The sequence below is a fragment of the Actinomadura sp. 7K534 genome (genome assembly GCF_004348575.1).
Classification (GTDB): Bacteria; Actinomycetota; Actinomycetes; order Streptosporangiales; family Streptosporangiaceae; genus Spirillospora; species Spirillospora livida.
In genome coordinates this window covers 39047-56433 of record NZ_SMKB01000017.1, presented here as the reverse complement: position 1 = coordinate 56433, position 17387 = coordinate 39047, and the positions used below count along the sequence as shown (strand labels likewise).

Genomic DNA, 17387 nt, shown 5'->3' with positions numbered 1-17387 from the left:
GCCACCCCCAGTTCCCCGACGCCCTCCTCGGTCAGGAGGTAGGGGCCGCCGACCCGGACCCGCCGTCCGGCGACGGCGGCGGTGACGCCCAGGGCCGGGGACGAGCTGAAGTCGTCGGCCTGAGGCACGTCGAGTTGCCGCTCACCGGCGGCGCGGACGATCGCCTTGGCGAGCGGGTGCTCGCTCGGCGTCTCGGCGGCGGCGGCCGTCGCCAGAACCTCTTCCCCGGTGAGCCCGTCCACCGGTTCGACGGCGATGACGACGGGCTCGCCCCTGGTCAGGGTGCCGGTCTTGTCGAACAGCACGGCGTCCACGGTGCGCATGCTCTCCAGGGCCAGCCGGTCCTTGACCAGGACGCCGCCGCGCGCGGCGCGCTCGGTGGCGATGGACACCACCAGCGGGATCGCGAGGCCGAGGGCGTGCGGGCAGGCGATGACCAGGACGGTGACGGTGCGGGTGACCGCGTCGTCGGCGTAGCCCAGCAGCCCCCAGACCGCGACCGTGAGGACGGCCGTGCCGAGCGCGAACCAGAACAGCCACCCGGCGGCCGTGTCGGCCAGCCGCTGCGCCCGCGAGGTCGAGTTCTGCGCCTCCGCCACCAGGCGCTGGATGCCGGCCAGCGCGGTGTCCTCACCGGTGGCGGTGACCTCGACGCGCAGTCCCGAGTCGGTCGCGACCGTCCCGGCCACGACCCGCTCGCCGGGGCCGCGGCGGACGGTGCGGGACTCGCCGGTGACCATCGACTCGTCCATCCCGGCCTCACCGCTGACGATCAGCCCGTCGGCCGGGATGCCGCCGCCCGGCCGCACCAGCACCACGTCGCCGACCCGGAGGACGCTGGGATGGACGGTGACGAGCTCCTCGCCCTCGTAGCGTTCGGCCTCGTCGGGCAGCAGCGCCGCCAGCGAGTCCAGGGCGGAGCCGGCCCGCGCGAGCGACCGCATCTCGAGCCAGTGCCCGAGCAGCATGATCACGATCAGCAGCGCCAGCTCCCACCAGAAGTCCAGGTGCTCGGCGAGGAGGCCCAGCCGGGCGCCCCACGACGCGACGAAGGCGACGGTGATGGCCAGCGAGATCAGCAGCATCATTCCGGGCTTGCGGGAGCGCACCTCGTCGACGGCGCCGGTCAGGAACGGACGGCCGCCCCAGACGTACATCACCGTGCCCAGGAGCGGGGAGATCCACATCACCCAGTCCGCGTCCGGCAGCCCGTAACCCAAGATCGAGGCGAAGGCGCTGGAGAAGCCCACCACCGGCACGGCCAGGACGAGCATCACCCAGAACAACCGCCGGAACTGCCCCACATGGTCCCCGTGCCCCTCATGCCCCCCGTGCCCACCTGCATCGTGGACGTGCTCAGGGGCCGCCGCGGGCGGGGAATCGACCGTCCCTTGCTGGTGGTCGTGGCTATGGCCGGTCATGGACGCGCCTCTCTGTCCGTTATTGGTCGGCCGACTAGCACGGGCCGCGCTCCAGCCGCTGGATACCGGCATACCCCCGCAGGGTGGCACAAGCGACCCACCGGCCCCTCTCCCACCCTCGCGCACCGCGCCCTGCCGCCCCAAGACGCCTTCCACCTGCCGATAGGCCGTCCGGTTCGCCATAGGATCTACCGTGACGCCGCCCACCGGTCGCGGCTCGTGCTGCCGTTCACGAAGCCCACCGCGGCGGAGAACCCCTTCTCTGGAGGAGCAGCGTGAGCAAGGCCCAGATACTCGCGTCACCGGACGAGGCGGTGCGCGTCGTCAAGGACGGCGACACCGTCCTGGTCGGCGGCTTCGGCTTCGCCGGCATGCCGTTCGACCTGATCGACGCCCTGATCCGGCACGGCGCGGGCGACCTCACCATCGTGTCCAACAACGCCGGCAACGGTGAGGTGGGCCTGGCCGCCCTGCTGAAGGCCGGCCAGGTCCGCAAGGTCGTGTGCTCCTTCCCCCGGCAGGTCGACTCCTACGTCTTCGACGACCTCTACCGCCGCGGGGAGATCGAGCTCGACGTCGTCCCCCAGGGCAACCTCGCCGAGCGGATGCGGGCGGCCGGAGCGGGCATTGGAGCGTTCTACTGCCCGACCGGCGTCGGCACGCCGCTCGCCGAGGGCAAGGAGACCCGCACGATCGACGGGCGCGACTACGTCCTCGAATACCCCATCCGGGGGGACGTCGCCCTGATCACGGCGCACACCGCCGACACGATGGGCAACCTCGTGTACCGCAAGACGGCCCGGAACTTCGGCCCGGTGATGGCCACCGCCGCCGCGACGACCGTCGTCCAGGTCTCCTCGATCGTGGACGCCGGGCGGCTCGACCCGGAGGCCGTCGCCACCCCCGGCATCTACGTCGACCGCGTCGTCCAGGTCGAACCACGCCACTACACCGTGCAGGGAGCCCGCTGATGCCACTCGACCGTGACCAGCTCGCGGCCCGCGTCGCGCAGGACATCGCACCGGGCAGCTTCGTCAACCTCGGCATCGGCCAGCCCACCAAGGTCGCCGACCACCTCCCGGCCCAACTCGGCGTCGTCCTGCACACCGAGAACGGCATGCTGGGCATGGGCCCGGCCGCCACCGGCGACGAGGTCGACCCCGACCTCACCAACGCAGGCAAGGTGCCCGTCACCGAACTGCCCGGAGCCGCGTACTTCCACCACGCGGACTCCTTCGCCATGATGCGCGGCGGCCACCTCGACGTGTGCGTCATGGGCGCCTTCCAGGTCTCGGCGGGCGGCGACCTCGCCAACTGGGACACCGGCGCGCCCGGCTCGATCCCAGCCGTCGGCGGCGCGATGGACCTGGCGATCGGCGCCAAGCAGGTCTACGTGATGATGACGCTCTTCGCGAGGGACGGCAGCCCGAAGCTCGTACCGGCCTGCACGTACCCCCTCACGGGCGTCGGCTGCGTCAGCCGCGTCTACACCGACCAGGCCGTCTTCGAGATCACCCCCGACGGCGTCCGCGTCCTGGAGTCGTTCGACCTCTCCCTAGACGACCTCCGCACCCGCCTGGACATCCCGCTCCTGACCGCCCCCTCCTGACCGCCCCCGGCGAGCGCGTCCCCACATGACGGAGACGCGCTCGCCAACGCGGCACCGCTATACGCCATATCCCGTCGCCCAGGCTCCGATTCCGGCCGTGGCCGGAATCGTCCATGGCCTTCATATGGATGATATGTCAGCATTCCTGGTAGGTGCCGGTCGCGTGAGGTGAAGCGATGTCGCATATACCTCCCACCCCGCTCGGATATGCCGAAGCGGCGAAGGAAGTGCGGACGATCGCCGCGCCGCTGCTGACCGCGGCCGCCCTTTCGCTGACCGGAGTGGTGGCCGCGGCGAATGACGAGAATTTTCGCTGGCCGGGGCTTACCCTGCTGGTCCTCGTCATAGCGTCCTTGCTGTTCGTGGCCAGCATGCAGTTGCATTTCTACGCCCGCCAGTACCTGTACTCGATCGCCGACATAGAGGACTGGTACGGGAGCCGGATCTCCGGCGAGGAGCCCAACCTCTACGAGGCTCTGCTCGCCCAGCAGGGAGACGACTTCGGCAAGTGGAGAAGGTTCAACAACGGTGCGACCAACTCCTTCAACGCGGGCACTCTGCTGCTCGCCTCCGGCATCGCCCTCGCCCTCATACCGCAGGTGGGCAGGGAGATGGAGTGGAGATGGTCAGCGGTCGCACTGCTCGTGGCCTGCACGGTCATAGACCTGATCTGGATCGTCTACCTGTACTTCGAGAGCGGCAGGTACGCGTTCAAGGTCAGCGAGAGAATGCTTCGCGCGGTGAACCGAGATCCCGAAGTGGAACCAGGAGGCGACAATGAGCACTGAGGCCACCATCCTGCCGGGCTTCCCACCGCTTTCCGGGAAGGGAGCCGACTGCCGCGGCCGCAACTGCCCGATCAAAGTCGCCAAGCCGCTCAAGGGGGACACCATCGAGGCTTGGCACACGGCCCTCGAGAACGGCCAGGAGTCGGCGGCGGCCCACCTGCAGCAGTTCAATGCGCATGTCCAGCACAAGAATGACTGCAGGTTCCGCAACCTGCCTCCGTCCGTGCACCATTGGGCCCGCTCGCGAGGCAAAGGCTACGACGACCTCGTGAGAGAGGCGGAGCGGCTGGAGAGCATGGGTTACCACCTCTCCTGAGGCCCCGCCATCGGCGCTCCGGTGCGAATGAGCACGTCCGGGTCCGCCGGTGAGGCGCTTCCCATGGCTATGTCGTGCCGTCGCTCTCCGTCCGGCCGGGCCGGCCGTGATCGTAGGGCAGCTCGGCGGCACGGTCGGCCAGCACATCGGAGATGCGCTGGAAAAGGTCCCATTCGCCTTCGCGGTCCGGTAGCGGGTAGTGCATCGCCCGCACGAGGTCGAAGCGGTGCAGGTCGTAAACGACGTGCATCAGTTGCGCGTACGCCTGGGCGGTCGTCACCGCGCCCTTGTAGGCCAGGGCCGCCGCGCCGAGTGATCCGGCGGGCAGCCACCACACGCCGGATTCGTCGTACACGGCCGCTCCTGACGCGGCGGCGCAGGCCAGGAAGCTGTAACAGAGGTTGACGGAGGTGTCCAAGGTGTCGCGAGCGGAGTTCACCGCGGACGCGAGGGATCGGGAGATCTGCGGATAGATGCGGGGCCAGGACGCCAGCGTCGTCAACCCGTAACGTTCGCCCGCGCGCATCTCGCCCGCGCGCAGCGCGTTGCCGAGCGCCGTGGGGAGCAGCACCTCGTACGGCGGCAGGGCGGCCAGGCGGCGCGCTCCGTCGGCGCGCACCCGCTCGCGGCCGGCGTCCCGGACGATGCCCTCCGCCCGCCGCCACCTGCGGCGCTGGTACCGCACCAGCACATCGGCAAGGCGAGCCGCGGGCGCCCAGCGGCCCCAATAGCCCTCCAGCATCCGGACCGCCCGGACCTGGAAGGGGTGGAGGAGCAGCCCGAGGACGGCGGCGCAGGCGCAGATACCGAGGACGGTCCCGGCGATCCCCGCCGGGGTGTGCGGAGCGGCGTCCGTCCAGCGTCCGTGCCCGGAGAAGGCATCGGCCCGGATCAGCGTCCAGAGACACGCGACGAAGATGGCGTGCGGAACGAATCCCACCGACAATGCCCGTCGCACTGAGCCCGTCCTCCCCAGCCGTCACAGGAGGACAAGTTAGGTGATCAGGCGGCCCGCCCGTCAGGGCGCGGCATCCGCCAAGCCCGACTCCCCACCGGATGACGACCCGCTGCGCCTCCCGGTACCGCCCGTGCGATGATCAAGTGGATGACGAACTACGCCCGTATGTACCGGTTCGGGGTTGCGCCGTGGGAGCGCTATGGGAAGGCGGCCGCGGAGAGCATCGCGTCGCTTCTGGACCGTGAAGAGGCCGAGCGTCCCCGTCCCCCTGGCCGGGCCCTCGACCTCGGTTGCGGCCGTGGCCAGTTCACGCCGGAACTCGCGCGCAGGGGGTGGGACGCGGTGGGTGTCGACTACGTGCCCGCCGCGATCGAGGCCGCCCGCAAGGGCGGCGAGGGAGTCACCTACGTCGTCGGAGACGTGACCGATCTGTCCTCCGACCTGGGATCGTTCGACTTCTTCTTGGACATCGGCTGTTTCCAGGGGTTCGACACGGAGGGCCAACGGGCCGAGGGCCGCGGCGTCACCGCTCTGGCCAAGCCCGAAGCTACCCTTCTGATGCTTGCGTTCGGTCCTACCCGTCTGCGCTCGCGCATCGGCGGCGTCTCCCAGGCAGAGGTAGAGGCCGCCTTTCCCGACTGGGCCCTACTTGACGTCCAGCCCGCGGAAACCGCCGGCCTGGGCTGGCCCATGAACAAGACCGCCCCCCAGTGGTACCGCCTGCGCCACCGTTCCTGACTCTCCACCTCCGCTCGCCGGTGTGTCTTCGGGTACTTCGGGGGGCGTAGTCGGGGTGTCGTCCTCTGTAGGACGACTCTGAGGGGTGCCGGCGGTCACGATCGGTGCATGAGTGGGAATGTGGATGGCCAGGGTTCGGTGGCCGTGCGTACTGAGGGGTTGACCAAGAGGTACGGGGAGCAGGTCGCTGTTGATTCGGTGAGTTTGACCGTGCGGCAGGGGGAGGTCTACGGCTTCCTGGGGCCGAACGGGGCCGGGAAGACGACGACGCTGCGCATGATCCTTGGGCTGATACGGCCGAGTGGCGGGTCGGCGACCGTGCTGGGGCGGCCGGCGGGTGGCGCGGGTGTGAACCGGCAGGTCGGTGCGCTGGTCGAGGGGCCGGGGTTCTACCCGTATCTCAGCGGGCGCGACAACCTGCGGGTGCTGGCGCGCTATCGCGGTATCGGTGACGGCGGCGTCGGGCGGGTGCTGGAACGGGTCGGGCTCGCCGAGCGGGCGTCCGACGCGTTCAAGGCGTACTCCCTCGGGATGAAGCAGCGGCTCGGGGTCGCCGCGGCGCTGCTCGGTGATCCCGGGCTGCTGGTCCTCGACGAGCCCACCAACGGGCTCGATCCCGCGGGCGTCGGGGACATGCGGCGGCTGCTGACCGAGCTGGCCGCCGCGGGGCACACGGTGCTGCTGTCCAGCCACATGCTGAGCGAGGTCCAGGAGACGTGCGACCGGGTCGGGGTGATCAACCGGGGGCGGCTCGTCGTGGAGGCCACGGTCGGGGAGCTGCGGGGTTCCGGCGGCCTGCGGGTGCGGGCCGAGCCCATGAGCACCGCGCTGGACGTGAGCAGGCGGCTCGCCGGGGACGACGTGACCGTCGACGACGGGGCGCTGCTGCTGCGCGTCGACCCCGGCCGGGCGGCCGAGGTGACGCGGGCGCTGGTGGCGGCCGACGTCGACGTCCACGAGATACGCCCGGTCGAGCGCTCGCTGGAAGAGGTCTTCTTCGAGATGACCGCGGACCAGGAGGCGGCCCGGTGAGCACCCTGCCTTCGGCTGCGCCTATGACGACACAGACCGCGGACGAGGAGGTGGCACGATGACCGCGCTGACCGCGAGTACGCGTGCGGAGGTTCTGCGGCTGCGGCGATGGCCTGCCCTGTGGACGCTGGGCGGGGTGTGGCTGCTGCTGAACATCACCTTCGGTTACGTGTTCCCGTATCTCTCGTACAGGAATGGCGGCGGGTTCGCCAATGAGGGGGCCGACCCCAGGCAGTTGCTCGCCGACGTCATGCCGGAGAGCGTTCCCGTAGCGGTGGTGCAGGGGATGCCCATGTTCGGTGGGGCGATCCTGTTCGCGCTGGGCGCCCTGACCGCGGGCAGCGGCTACGGGTGGGGGACGTGGAAGACCGCGTTCACCCAGGGCCCGGGACGTTCGGCCGTGCTCGGCGGCACCCTCGCCGCTCTCGGCGGCGTCGTCGTCGCCGTCGTGCTCGGGACGTTCGCCATAGACCTCGGCATCGCCGCGTCGCTCGCCTCTGTCGAGGGTCAGGGCATCGTCTTGCCGGCCGCAGGGGACGTGGCGCGCGGGCTGGGCGGCGGTGCCCTGATCCTGGCCCTGTGGACGGCCGCCGGTCTGGCCGTCGGCACGCTCACCCGCAATCCCGCGCTCGCCGTGGCGCTGGGGCTGGTGTGGACGCTCGCGGTGGAGAACCTGCTGCGCGCGGTGTCGTCCCTGCTCGACTGGCTGGGGCCGATCACGGACGTCCTGCCGGGGACGGCCGCGGGGTCGATCGCCTCGGCGGTCGGGGGGAACCCGGTGTCGGAGGGCGGCTCCCCCGGCGTGGTCGACAACCTCGGCGGCGGCGCGGCGGTCACCGTGGCGCTCTGCTACCTCGCGGTCTTCGTCGTCGTCACCGGAGTGCTCGCGCGCCGCGACGTCGCGTGACCGCCCGCGGCGCTGCTTTTTGAAGGTTCTCCACAATTCGAGCGGCGCAGCATGAGTCGTGTCCGGCATGGCGCCGCGGCCGGGTGGACGGAAAAGTGATACCTGCCGCGACGGTCATGCCGCGGTGCGCGCAGCGTCGGTCTGGAGAAGGGCTCGGTCGGGTGTTCAGTCGTGTCGCCATCGTCAACCGTGGTGAGGCCGCCATGCGGCTCATCCACGCCGTGCGGGACATCACCGCGGAGACCGGGACGCGGATCGAGACCGTCGCCCTGCACACCGACGTCGACCGCACCGCCACGTTCGTCCGCGAGGCGGACCTGGCCTACGAGCTCGGGCCGGCGTCCGCGCGTCCCTACCTCGACATGAAGGTGCTGGAGCGCGCGCTGGTGGAGACCGGGGCCAACGCCGCGTGGGTGGGCTGGGGCTTCGTCGCGGAGGACCCGGCGTTCGCCGAGCTCTGCGAGAGGCTCGGCGTCACCTTCGTGGGCCCGAGCCCGGACGCGATGCGCAAGCTCGGCGACAAGATCGGCGCGAAGCTGATCGCCGAGGAGGTCGGGGTCCCGGTCGCGCCGTGGAGCCGGGGGCCGGTCGAGACGCTCGACGCCGCCCTCGCCGCGGCGGAGAAGATCGGCTACCCGCTGATGCTCAAGGCGACCGCGGGCGGCGGCGGCCGCGGCATCCGCGTGGTCGCGAACGCCAGTGAGCTCACCGACGCCTACGAGCGCACGAGCCAGGAGGCCGCGCGGGCGTTCGGCAGCGGCGTCGTCTTCCTGGAGCGCCTCGTCACCGACGCCCGGCACGTCGAGGTCCAGGTGATCGCCGACGGGCAGGGCACGGCGTGGGCGCTCGGCGTCCGCGACTGCTCGGTGCAGCGGCGCAACCAGAAGGTCATCGAGGAGTCGGCGTCGCCGGTGCTGGACGCGGCGCAGGCGGCGGAGCTGAAGGCGTCGGCGGAGCGGCTCGCCCTCGCGGTCGGCTACCGCGGCGCGGCGACCGTCGAGTTCCTCTACCACCCCGGTGACCGGCTGTTCGCGTTCCTGGAGGTCAACACCCGCCTCCAGGTCGAGCACCCGATCACCGAGGCGACCACCGGGTTCGACCTCGTCAAGGCGCAGCTGCACGTGGCGGCGGGCGGCCGGCTGGAGGGCGACCCGCCGGCGGAGCGGGGGCACGCGATCGAGGCCCGGCTGAACGCCGAGGACCCCGACCGCGACTTCGCGCCGTCCCCGGGCCGCATCGCGCGGCTGGACCTGCCCGCCGGGCCGGGCATCCGGGTCGACACCGGCGTCAGCGAGGGCGACACCATCCCCGCCGACTTCGACTCGATGATCGCGAAGATCATCGCCTACGGCGGCGACCGCGCCGAGGCGCTCGGCAGGCTGCGCCGGGCGATGGCGCAGACCACCGTGATCATCGAGGGCGGCGCGACGAACAAGAGCTTCGTGCTCGACCTGCTCGACCGGCCCGAGGTGATCGACGCCAGCGCCGACACCGGCTGGATCGACCGCGTCCGCGACGAGGGCGGGCTCGTCACGCACCGGCACTCCGCCGTCGCGCTGGCCGCCGCCGCCATCGAGGCGTACGAGGAGGAGGAGCGCGCCGAGCGGCAGCGGCTGCTGTCGACGGCGTTCGGCGGACGCCCCCAGGTCCAGCACGAGAGCGGGCGCCCCCTCGACCTCAAGCTCCGCGGCGCCGCCTACCGGGTGCGGGTCGCGCGGATCGGCGCCGACCGGTTCCGCGTCGGCGTCGAGACCGGGAGCGGCGGCGACGGCGCGGTCCGCACCGCCGACGTCGAGCTGGAGCGCTTCGACCGGCACACCGGGCAGATCATCGTCAACGGCACCCGGCACCGCCTGCTCACCGGCACGCACGGCCCGGTCCACCTGGTCGAGGTCGACGGCGTGACGCACCGCGTCAGCCGCGACGAGGGCGGCGTGATCCGCTCCCCCGCGCCCGCGCTGGTCGTGGACACGCCGCTGAAGGCGGGCGCCGAGGTCGAGGCGGGCGCGCCGATCCTGGTGCTGGAGAGCATGAAGATGGAGACGGTGCTGCGGGCGCCGTTCAAGGCGCGGCTGAAGGAGTGCGCCGTGTCCGTGGGCAGCCAGGTGGAGACCGGCGCGCCGCTGCTGCGGCTGGAGCCGCTCGCCGACGACGACGCCGAGACCGAGGACGTCTCGTCCGGGGCCGTCGAGCTGGACCTGCCCGCCGCGCCCGCGGAGGTCCCGGCCAGGGTGCGGCTCACCCGCGCCCAGGAGGACCTCCGCAGCCTGCTGCTGGGCTACGACGTCGACCCGCACGACGAAGGCCGGGTGCTGGACGAGTACATGGCCGCGCGCCGCGCCGCCGTCGCGGCGGGCCACCAGCCGCTGGCCGAGGAGCTCCGGCTCATCGACGTGTTCGCCGACCTCGCCGAGCTGAGCCGCAACCGCCCCGCGGGCCGCGACGCGGCCGCCGACGGGGAGGGCCACGTCCACAGCGCGCGGGAGCACTTCCACAGCTACCTGCAGAGCCTGGACGTCGAGCGGGCCGGGCTGCCGGAGGCGTTCCAGGCCGAGCTCGCCACGGCCCTCGGGCACTACGGCGTCACCGACCTCGAACGCTCCCCCGGGCTCGAGGCCGCGGTGTTCCGCATCTTCCTCGCGCAGCAGCGCGCGGCGGCCGACGCGGCGGTCATCGCGTCGCTGCTGCGCACCTGGCTGCGGGAGCCGCCGCCGGAGGAGGCGCTGCGCGAGCCCGCCGGCCTCGCGCTGGAGCGGCTGGTCGCCGCGACGCAGGTCCGCTTCCCGGTGGTGTACGACCTCGCGGCCGGCGTGGTGTTCGCGTGGTTCGCGCAGCCGCTGCTGCGCCGCAACCGCGCCCGCGTGTACGCCGACGTCCGCCGGCACCTGCGGCACCTGGACGCGCACCCCGACTCACCCGACCGCGCCGAGCGCATCGCCGAGATGGTGCGCAGCACCGAGCCGCTGGTGCGGCTGCTCGGCCAGCGCCTCGACCGCCACGACCGGGACAACTCGGTCATGCTGGAGGTCCTGACCCGGCGGTACTACGGCAACAAGGGCCTCACCGGCGTCCGCACAACCGAGTCCGCGGGCTGCGCGTTCGTGGTCGCCGAACGCGACGGCAAGCACCTCGTCTCCGCCGCGGTCGGCTTCGACGCGCTCGCCGGCGCGCTGCGCGGGCTCGCGGAGCTGGCGGGCGGCGTGGACGCCCTCGACGCCGACATCTACCTCTCCTGGGAGAACCAGCCGGAGGACTACGACGCGATGGCTGCGGCGCTGCACGACGTCATCAGCGCGCACCCGCTGCCGGAGAGCGTCCGCCGCGTCACCGCCACCGTCGCGGGCAGCAGCGGCGCGGTCATGCACCACCACTTCACGTTCCGCCCGTCCGCCGCTGGGATGGCCGAGGAGCGGCTGATCCGCGGCCTGCACCCGTACATCGCGCAGCGGATGAAGATGGAGCGGCTGAGCAGGTTCGACCTGACCCGCCTGCCGTCGTCGGACGAGGAGGTCTACCTTTACCGGGCGGTGGCGCGGGAGAACCCCTCCGACGACCGGCTCGTCGCGTTCTCGCAGGTGCGCGACCTGACCGAGCTGCGCGACAACGACGGCCGGCTGCTCACGCTGCCGACCGCCGAGTACACGATCGCGTCCTGCGTCGACTCGATCCGCCGGGCCCAGTCGCGGCGGTCGTCGAAGAACCGGTTCCCCACCAACCGGATCGTGATCTACGTCTGGCCGCCGAGCGGGCTCACCCGCGCCGAGCTGGAGACGCTGGCCAGGCGCGTCGTGCCGACGACCGCGGGCGCCGGGCTGGAGGAGATCCTGCTCATCGGGCGGCAGCGCGACCCGGCGACCGGCGAGCTGCGCAAGATCGCGGTGCGGGTCGCGTACGACGCCGCCGGCGGCACCAGGCTGCGGGTCGGCGAGCCGACGGACGACCCCGTCGAGCCGCTCGACGGCTACCGGCAGAAGGTGCTGCGCGCGAGCAGCCGCAACACGGTGTACCCGTACGAGCTGACCCGGCTGCTCGGCGACTTCACCGAGCACGACCTGGACGACGCCGGCGCGCTGGTCCCGGTCGACCGGCCGAAGGGGCGCAACACCGCGGCGATCGTCGCGGGCGTCGTCACCACGAAGACCCGGCTGCACCCGCGCGGCGTCACCAGGGTCGTGCTGCTCGGCGACCCGACGAAGGCGCTCGGCGCGCTGTCGGAGCCGGAGTGCCGCCGCGTGATCGCCGCGCTGGACCTGGCGGAGCGGATGCGGGTGCCACTGGAGTGGTACGCGCTGTCCGCGGGCGCCAAGATCTCCATGGAGTCCGGCACGGAGAACATGGACTGGGTCGCCGCCGCGCTCAAGCGGATCGTGGAGTTCACCCAGGACGGCGGCGAGATCAACGTCGTGGTCGCGGGCATCAACGTCGGCGCGCAGCCGTACTGGAACGCCGAGGCGACGATGCTGATGCACACCAAGGGCGTCCTCGTGATGACGCCGGACTCGGCGATGGTCCTCACCGGCAAGCAGTCCCTCGACTTCTCCGGCGGCGTGTCCGCCGAGGACAACTTCGGCATCGGCGGCTACGACCGGGTGATGGGCCCGAACGGCCAGGCGCAGTACTGGGCGCCGAACCTCGCCGCCGCGCGGGACGTGCTGATGTCGCACTACGCCCACACCTACGTCGCGCCGGACGAGGACGCACCGCGCCGGGCCACCACCACCGACCCGGTCGACCGCGACATCTCCGACTTCCCGCACGTCGTGCCGGGCAGCGACTTCGGCACGGTCGGCGAGATCTTCTCCGCCGAGGCCAACCCGGACCGCAAGAAGCCGTTCGACATCCGGACCGTGATGCGGGCGCTGTCCGACCAGGACCACCCGGTCCTGGAGCGCTGGGCCGGGATGGCCGACGCGGAGACCGCGGCCGTCCAGGACGTGCACCTCGGCGGCATCCCGGTGTGCCTGCTCGGCATCGAGTCGCGGTCCGTGCCGCGGCGCGGCTTCCCGCCGACCGACGGCCCGGACGCCTACACCGCGGGCACGCTGTTCCCGCGGTCGTCGAAGAAGGCCGCGCGGGCGATCAACGCGGCCAGCGGCAACCGGCCGCTGGTGGTGCTGGCGAACCTGTCGGGCTTCGACGGCTCGCCCGAGTCGATGCGCAAGCTCCAACTGGAGTACGGCGCCGAGATCGGCCGCGCGATCGTGAACTTCCGCGGGCCGATCGTGTTCTGCGTGATCTCGCGGTACCACGGCGGCGCGTTCGTGGTGTTCTCCAAGGCGCTGAACCCGAACATGACCGTGCTGGCGGTGGAGGGGTCGTTCGCGTCGGTGCTCGGCGGCGCGCCCGCCGCCGCGGTGGTGTTCTCCGGCGACGTCAACGCCCGCACCGCCGCCGACCGGCGGGTGCGGGACCTGGAGGCCCGCGTCGCCGTCGCCGGGGGTCCCGAGCGGGCCGTGCTGGCCGCCGAGCTTGAGGAGCTCCGCACGGTGGTCCGCGCGGAGAAGCTCGGCGAGGTGGCCGCGGAGTTCGACCGCGTCCACGACATCCACCGCGCGGTCCAGGTCGGCTCGGTCGACGCCGTCGTCCGCGCCGCCGAACTGCGTCCCCGCGTCATCGAGGCGATCGAGGCGCGCCTGAGCTGAGCACCCGTACCGAGAGCCCTGGCGTCATGCGAGGCGATCAGGGCCCGCCCGGTGACGGGGCGTGGGCGCTGACCGCTTCGCGGGCCTGGCCCGGGGTGAGCCGTCCGTCGGCGACGACGACGGTGAGCGCCCGGGTCAGGCTTTCCGCGACGGTCAGCGGCTTCTCCCAGGCCAGGGCGGGGCCGACGCCGGGGTACTGGGCGACGCGCACGAACCAGGGGTCGAGCCCGGCGGTCTGCACGAACACCAGGCTCCACACGTCCGAGACCAGTGCCAGCCAGGGCGTGACGCTGCCGTGCACGGCCTCCTCCCCGGCCGCCTCGCCGGTGAAGACGGCCAGCCCGGCGGAGTTCTTGGGCGCCCGCCAGAAGAACCCGCCGTAGCCCGCGCCGGCGCGGCCCTTGCACGCCGAGCTCTGCAGGACGAGGGGCTTCCCGGTCCGGCCGGTCAGCGTGAACGCGAAGTCGAGCGCCCACGCGTCTCCGGCGGGACGCGCGGTCAGCGTCCGTTCCTCGGCGGCGAGGACGGTGCCGTCCGGGCCGGCCCAGTCGAGGGCGTCGGCGTAGCCGCCCGGGATCGGCCGGAGCGTGCGGCGCCGCTGCCGCCCGTGATTGGGAAGCATCTTCGGCCCCTCGTCGCGGACGTAGGTGGAGCCGCCCCAGAAGTTGGCCCCGTCCACGTCGGCGATCGCGACGCCCGCCCCGAAGTGGTGGACGTGGTCGTCCGGCTGGGTCTCGGTGACGACGGTCCCGCCGAGGGTCCGGACGGGGTGCAGGTGGGGTCGCGGGGCATCGGTGGCCTGGAGGTCCCCGCGCTGGATGTAGGAGGCGACCTCCCGCGCGCCCACCCGCAGCGCCGTCTCCGGCCACGGTTCCCGGACCGCGCCGAGGCTGCCGGGGAAGCCCAGCTCGGAGAGGGTCGCGAGGTCCCGCGCCGCGCGGACGGCCAGGCCCTCGATGCCGGGGAGCACCAGCCGGGACGGTTCCGTCCGGACGAACCGCTCCCCGACCGGACGCGGTGGCGGGGCGAGCCGGATCGCGTCGAGCAGCCGGGTGAAGCCGCCGGTGCGCGCGAGCGGCACCAGGAGCGGCGTGCCGTCACGGATGTGCGCGAGGAGGTCGCCGAGCAGGTCGGTCCGGCCGAAACCGGTCCGGACGCCGTCAACCTCGATCTCGTCCAGGGTGTAGAAGAGCCGGATCGACCGGGTATCGCCGTGGAGGTGCAGGTAGGGCTCGGTGCGCCGGGCGGAGCAGAGCGAGACGGTGATCGCGATGACCGTCCCGTCCGCGAGGCGCAGCCGGGCGCTGGAGGTGTCGTCGGACTCGATCGCGTTGGCCCGGAACAGCTCCAGCTCGATGCCGCCGACGGAGTCGACGGTGTCCGCTCCGGCCACCGCCAGGGCGGAGGCGACGGCGTGGGCGAACGGGTTGGTGAGGGCGCCGTCCATGACGTCGACCCCGTCGAGCCGCCGCCGGCCCGCCCACGGCGAGCGGGTGAAGTACGAGAACGGCCGGGTCCACGCCCCCGCGACCCCGATGGCGCGGAGCGGCTCGCCCAGCAGCCCCCGCGCGGCCGGGATCGCGTGCGAGCCGAGCGACTGGAAGCCGACCTGGCAGCCGAGCCCGGTCTCGGCCACCGCGGCGGAGATCGCGCGGAACTCCGCGACCGACGGCGCGGGCGGCTTCTCCAGCAGCACGTGCGCCCCGGCGCGCAGCGCGGCCGCGGCCAGCGGCGCGTGGGTGTGGATCGGGGTGGCGATCACCGCCGCCTCGGCCCCGGTCTCCCGGATCAGCGCGGGAAGATCCGGCCCGCTCGGCACGTCCAGCCCCGGCGGCGGCGCGATGTCGCACACTGCGGCCAGCTCGGCCCGCCCGGCCGCCGCCAGCCGCCGGACGTTCTCCAGGTGGTTGCGCCCGTAGCCGTTGACCCCGGCGACGACGACCCGCACGGGCCTCACGGCGCGGCCCACCGGGTCGGCGCGCCCGTCGCCCGCAGCTCCGCGCCGGTGATCTCCACCGGCGGCGGGCCCGCGAGGAGCCCGAGATCGGTGAGCGTCGCGTCCTCCGGCACCTCCACCATCGCGGGATGGTGCAGGGCGAGGGCGAGCTGGCCCGACAGCTCGGTGAGCAGGTGCGGGTAGACCGGCACGCCGAAGACGCGGGCGAGCTCGGCGATGCGCAGGAACGGGGTGATCCCCCCGACCCGCACCGCGTTCGGCTGGACGACGTCGCACGCACCGGCGGTCAGCAGGTCGCGGAAGCCGTAGGTCGTAGTGACATTTTCGCCGACCGCGACCGGCGTGCCGATGCCGCGGCGCAGCTCGACGTGCGCGGCGAGGTCGTCGGCGGGCAGCGGCTCCTCGATCCAGAAGATGTCGAACCGCTCCAGCGCCCGCAGCGCGGTCCGGGCCCGGTGCAGGTCCCAGCGCTGGTTCGCGTCGATCATCAGCGCGGTGCCGGGGCCGACGACCTCGCGGACGGCCGCGACCCGCGCGACGTCCTCGGCGAGCGAGGGCCGCCCCACCTTGACCTTGACGGCCGGGTACCCGGCGGCGGCCCAGCGCCCGGCCTGGGCGGTCAGCTCGTCCAGCGGGTAGTGCAGGTTGATCCCGCTGCCGTAGACGGGGACGGCGTCGCGCCGCGCCCCGAGGACGTCCACCAGCGAGCGGTCACCGCATTCCAGGTCCCACAGCGCGAGATCGACCCCCGCCATCGCGATCGGGACGATCCCGGCCCGTCCCGCCTCGGCGAGATGCGCCGAGAGCCTGTCCCACACGACGCCGGGGTGCGCCGGGAGCCCGATCACCGCATCGCGGACATCGTGCTCCAGCAGCGCCTCCACCGCGTGCAGCCCGATCTGCGGCGTCCAGGAGATCCCGGTGCCCGACCGCCCGTCGTCCAGCGTGAGCGTGACGAACAGGACGTGGTTGCACGGCACGTCCGCGCCCCAAGGCCGGGCCAGCGGCACCGACCGCGCCACTACCGAAAGGTCCTTGATCATGGAAGTCACGGGCGCCGCCCTCAGACGAGCTCGGTGCGCCAGCTGCGCTTGGCGGTCCAGCCGAGCAGCCGCTCGGCCTTGGCGGAGGAGAACGCCGGGGAGGGGCCGGTAAGCGCGCCGGCGGCCCCGGCGGTCGCGGGGAAGAACCGGGGCAGCAGCTCGGCCAGCGGCTCGCGGGCCAGCGCGTCCCCGGCGCCGGCGAAGAACACCTCGCCGTTGCGCTCCAGCCGGGGCAGCTGGGCGAGCAGGGCGCCGATGAACTCGCCGGCGTCCCGGGCGTCGAGGTAGTTGAACAGCGACACGCTGCCGATCTCCGGCCGGTCCAGCCGCTCGCGCAGGGTGTGCCCGGACTGGGTCGGGGCGCCCTCCCACTCCTCGGGCGCGATGACGAAGCAGGGGCGGAACGCGGCCATCCGCGTACCGGCGGCCGAGCGGGCGAACGTCTGCATGGTCTGCTCGGCGACCAGCTTCGACAGGCTGTAGACGTTCCAGGGCCGCGGCGGGTGCTCCTCGTCCAGCGGCAGGTACGCGGGCGTCCAGCCGCCGGGCGCGCCGTAGCCCAGCACCGTGGGGCTGCTCGCGACGACCAGCTCCGGCACGCCCAGCGCCACCGCGGCCGCGCAGACGTTGAACGCCAGCTGGGTGTTGACGCGGAACGTCGTGGCGTCCGTCCGGCCGAACGGCACCGCGATGGCGGCGAGATGGACGACCGACTCCGGCCGGAACCGGGTGATCGCCGAATGGGCCTCGCCGAGATCGGTGAGGTCGGCGGGCAGGGTCTCGGCGGCCTCCCGCGGGGTGCCCGGGGCGCTGTCCACGCCGATCACCTCGTGTCCGGCGGCCGCCAGCGTGGTGACGACGCTGCGGCCCAGCCGGCCCGCGCTTCCGGTGACGAGCACTCTGCTCACCGCATGGACTCCTTCGCGTGCTGCAACCAGTTGCAGTAACGATCGCTCCCCAAGCCCCCACCCGTCAA

General features: G+C 72.8%; 13 protein-coding genes. 8 read left to right on the top strand and 5 right to left on the bottom strand.

What is annotated here, in order from left to right; genetic code table 11:
- Positions 1 to 1421: HAD-IC family P-type ATPase (locus E1266_RS06160; RefSeq protein WP_207945452.1), on the bottom strand; the 1421-nt coding region annotated here is incomplete at its 3' end.
- A gap of 275 nt (positions 1422 to 1696) precedes the next feature.
- On the opposite strand from E1266_RS06160, the gene E1266_RS06150 reads away from it, so the two are divergent.
- The 4 genes from E1266_RS06150 (at position 1697) to E1266_RS06135 (ending at position 4134) form a co-directional block, all read left to right on the top strand.
- Positions 1697 to 2392, top strand: a complete 696-nt coding sequence (locus E1266_RS06150) for a 3-oxoacid CoA-transferase subunit A (protein WP_132044626.1) — start codon at positions 1697 to 1699, stop codon at positions 2390 to 2392.
- On the top strand, positions 2392 to 3030 hold the full coding sequence (locus E1266_RS06145) for a 3-oxoacid CoA-transferase subunit B (RefSeq protein WP_132044624.1): 639 nt from the start codon (positions 2392 to 2394) through the stop codon (positions 3028 to 3030). Before E1266_RS06150 ends, E1266_RS06145 begins: the two co-directional genes overlap by 1 nt.
- Positions 3031 to 3206: 176 nt before the next feature.
- Positions 3207 to 3818, top strand: a complete 612-nt coding sequence (locus E1266_RS06140) for a hypothetical protein (protein WP_132044622.1) — start codon at positions 3207 to 3209, stop codon at positions 3816 to 3818.
- A complete protein-coding gene (locus E1266_RS06135) occupies positions 3808 to 4134 on the top strand; it encodes a hypothetical protein (RefSeq protein ID WP_132044620.1) in 327 nt (108 codons plus the stop codon). The genes E1266_RS06140 and E1266_RS06135 overlap by 11 nt, the downstream gene beginning before the upstream one ends.
- A gap of 67 nt (positions 4135 to 4201) precedes the next feature.
- Here the strand turns inward: E1266_RS06135 and E1266_RS06130 are convergent, their stop codons facing one another.
- The gene (locus tag E1266_RS06130; RefSeq protein ID WP_207945451.1) at positions 4202 to 5074 is read right to left on the bottom strand and encodes a hypothetical protein; all 873 of its coding nucleotides are present in this window, start codon (positions 5072 to 5074) and stop codon (positions 4202 to 4204) included.
- Between the two features lie 165 nt (positions 5075 to 5239).
- On the opposite strand from E1266_RS06130, the gene E1266_RS06125 reads away from it, so the two are divergent.
- From E1266_RS06125 to E1266_RS06110, 4 genes are all read left to right on the top strand, one after another.
- The gene (locus E1266_RS06125) at positions 5240 to 5830 is read left to right on the top strand and encodes a methyltransferase domain-containing protein (RefSeq protein WP_243718258.1); all 591 of its coding nucleotides are present in this window, start codon (positions 5240 to 5242) and stop codon (positions 5828 to 5830) included.
- 108 nt (positions 5831 to 5938) lie between these two features.
- A complete protein-coding gene (locus E1266_RS06120) occupies positions 5939 to 6862 on the top strand; it encodes an ATP-binding cassette domain-containing protein (RefSeq protein ID WP_132044616.1) in 924 nt (307 codons plus the stop codon).
- A 58-nt stretch (positions 6863 to 6920) separates the two neighbouring features.
- The gene (locus E1266_RS06115; protein ID WP_132044614.1) at positions 6921 to 7769 is read left to right on the top strand and encodes an ABC transporter permease; all 849 of its coding nucleotides are present in this window, start codon (positions 6921 to 6923) and stop codon (positions 7767 to 7769) included.
- A gap of 161 nt (positions 7770 to 7930) precedes the next feature.
- Positions 7931 to 13411, top strand: a complete 5481-nt coding sequence (locus E1266_RS06110; RefSeq protein ID WP_132044612.1) for a carboxyl transferase domain-containing protein — start codon at positions 7931 to 7933, stop codon at positions 13409 to 13411.
- A gap of 37 nt (positions 13412 to 13448) precedes the next feature.
- Here the strand turns inward: E1266_RS06110 and E1266_RS06105 are convergent, their stop codons facing one another.
- From E1266_RS06105 to E1266_RS06095, 3 genes are read right to left on the bottom strand one after another with little or no spacing between them, the layout of a single operon-like run.
- Entirely contained in the window at positions 13449 to 15368 is a 1920-nt protein-coding gene (locus E1266_RS06105; protein ID WP_132044610.1) for a DUF6807 family protein, read from the bottom strand.
- Positions 15365 to 16411 carry a mandelate racemase/muconate lactonizing enzyme family protein gene (locus tag E1266_RS06100; protein ID WP_132044640.1) on the bottom strand — a complete coding sequence of 349 codons (1047 nt, stop codon included), beginning with the start codon at positions 16409 to 16411 and terminating at the stop codon, positions 15365 to 15367. Before E1266_RS06100 ends, E1266_RS06105 begins: the two co-directional genes overlap by 4 nt.
- A gap of 20 nt (positions 16412 to 16431) precedes the next feature.
- A complete protein-coding gene (locus E1266_RS06095) occupies positions 16432 to 17319 on the bottom strand; it encodes an NAD(P)-dependent oxidoreductase (RefSeq protein WP_132044608.1) in 888 nt (295 codons plus the stop codon).
- Positions 17320 to 17387 lie beyond the last annotated feature (68 nt).

Coding starts and splice junctions, on each gene's coding strand:
- E1266_RS06145 (WP_132044624.1), top strand. CDS start 2,392: ATGCCACTCGACCGTGACCAGCTCGCGGCCCGCGTCGCGCAGGACATC.
- E1266_RS06140 (WP_132044622.1), top strand. CDS start 3,207: ATGTCGCATATACCTCCCACCCCGCTCGGATATGCCGAAGCGGCGAAG.
- E1266_RS06135 (WP_132044620.1), top strand. CDS start 3,808: ATGAGCACTGAGGCCACCATCCTGCCGGGCTTCCCACCGCTTTCCGGG.
- E1266_RS06125 (WP_243718258.1), top strand. CDS start 5,240: ATGACGAACTACGCCCGTATGTACCGGTTCGGGGTTGCGCCGTGGGAG.
- E1266_RS06120 (WP_132044616.1), top strand. CDS start 5,939: ATGAGTGGGAATGTGGATGGCCAGGGTTCGGTGGCCGTGCGTACTGAG.
- E1266_RS06115 (WP_132044614.1), top strand. CDS start 6,921: ATGACCGCGCTGACCGCGAGTACGCGTGCGGAGGTTCTGCGGCTGCGG.
- E1266_RS06100 (WP_132044640.1), bottom strand. CDS start 16,411: ATGATCAAGGACCTTTCGGTAGTGGCGCGGTCGGTGCCGCTGGCCCGG.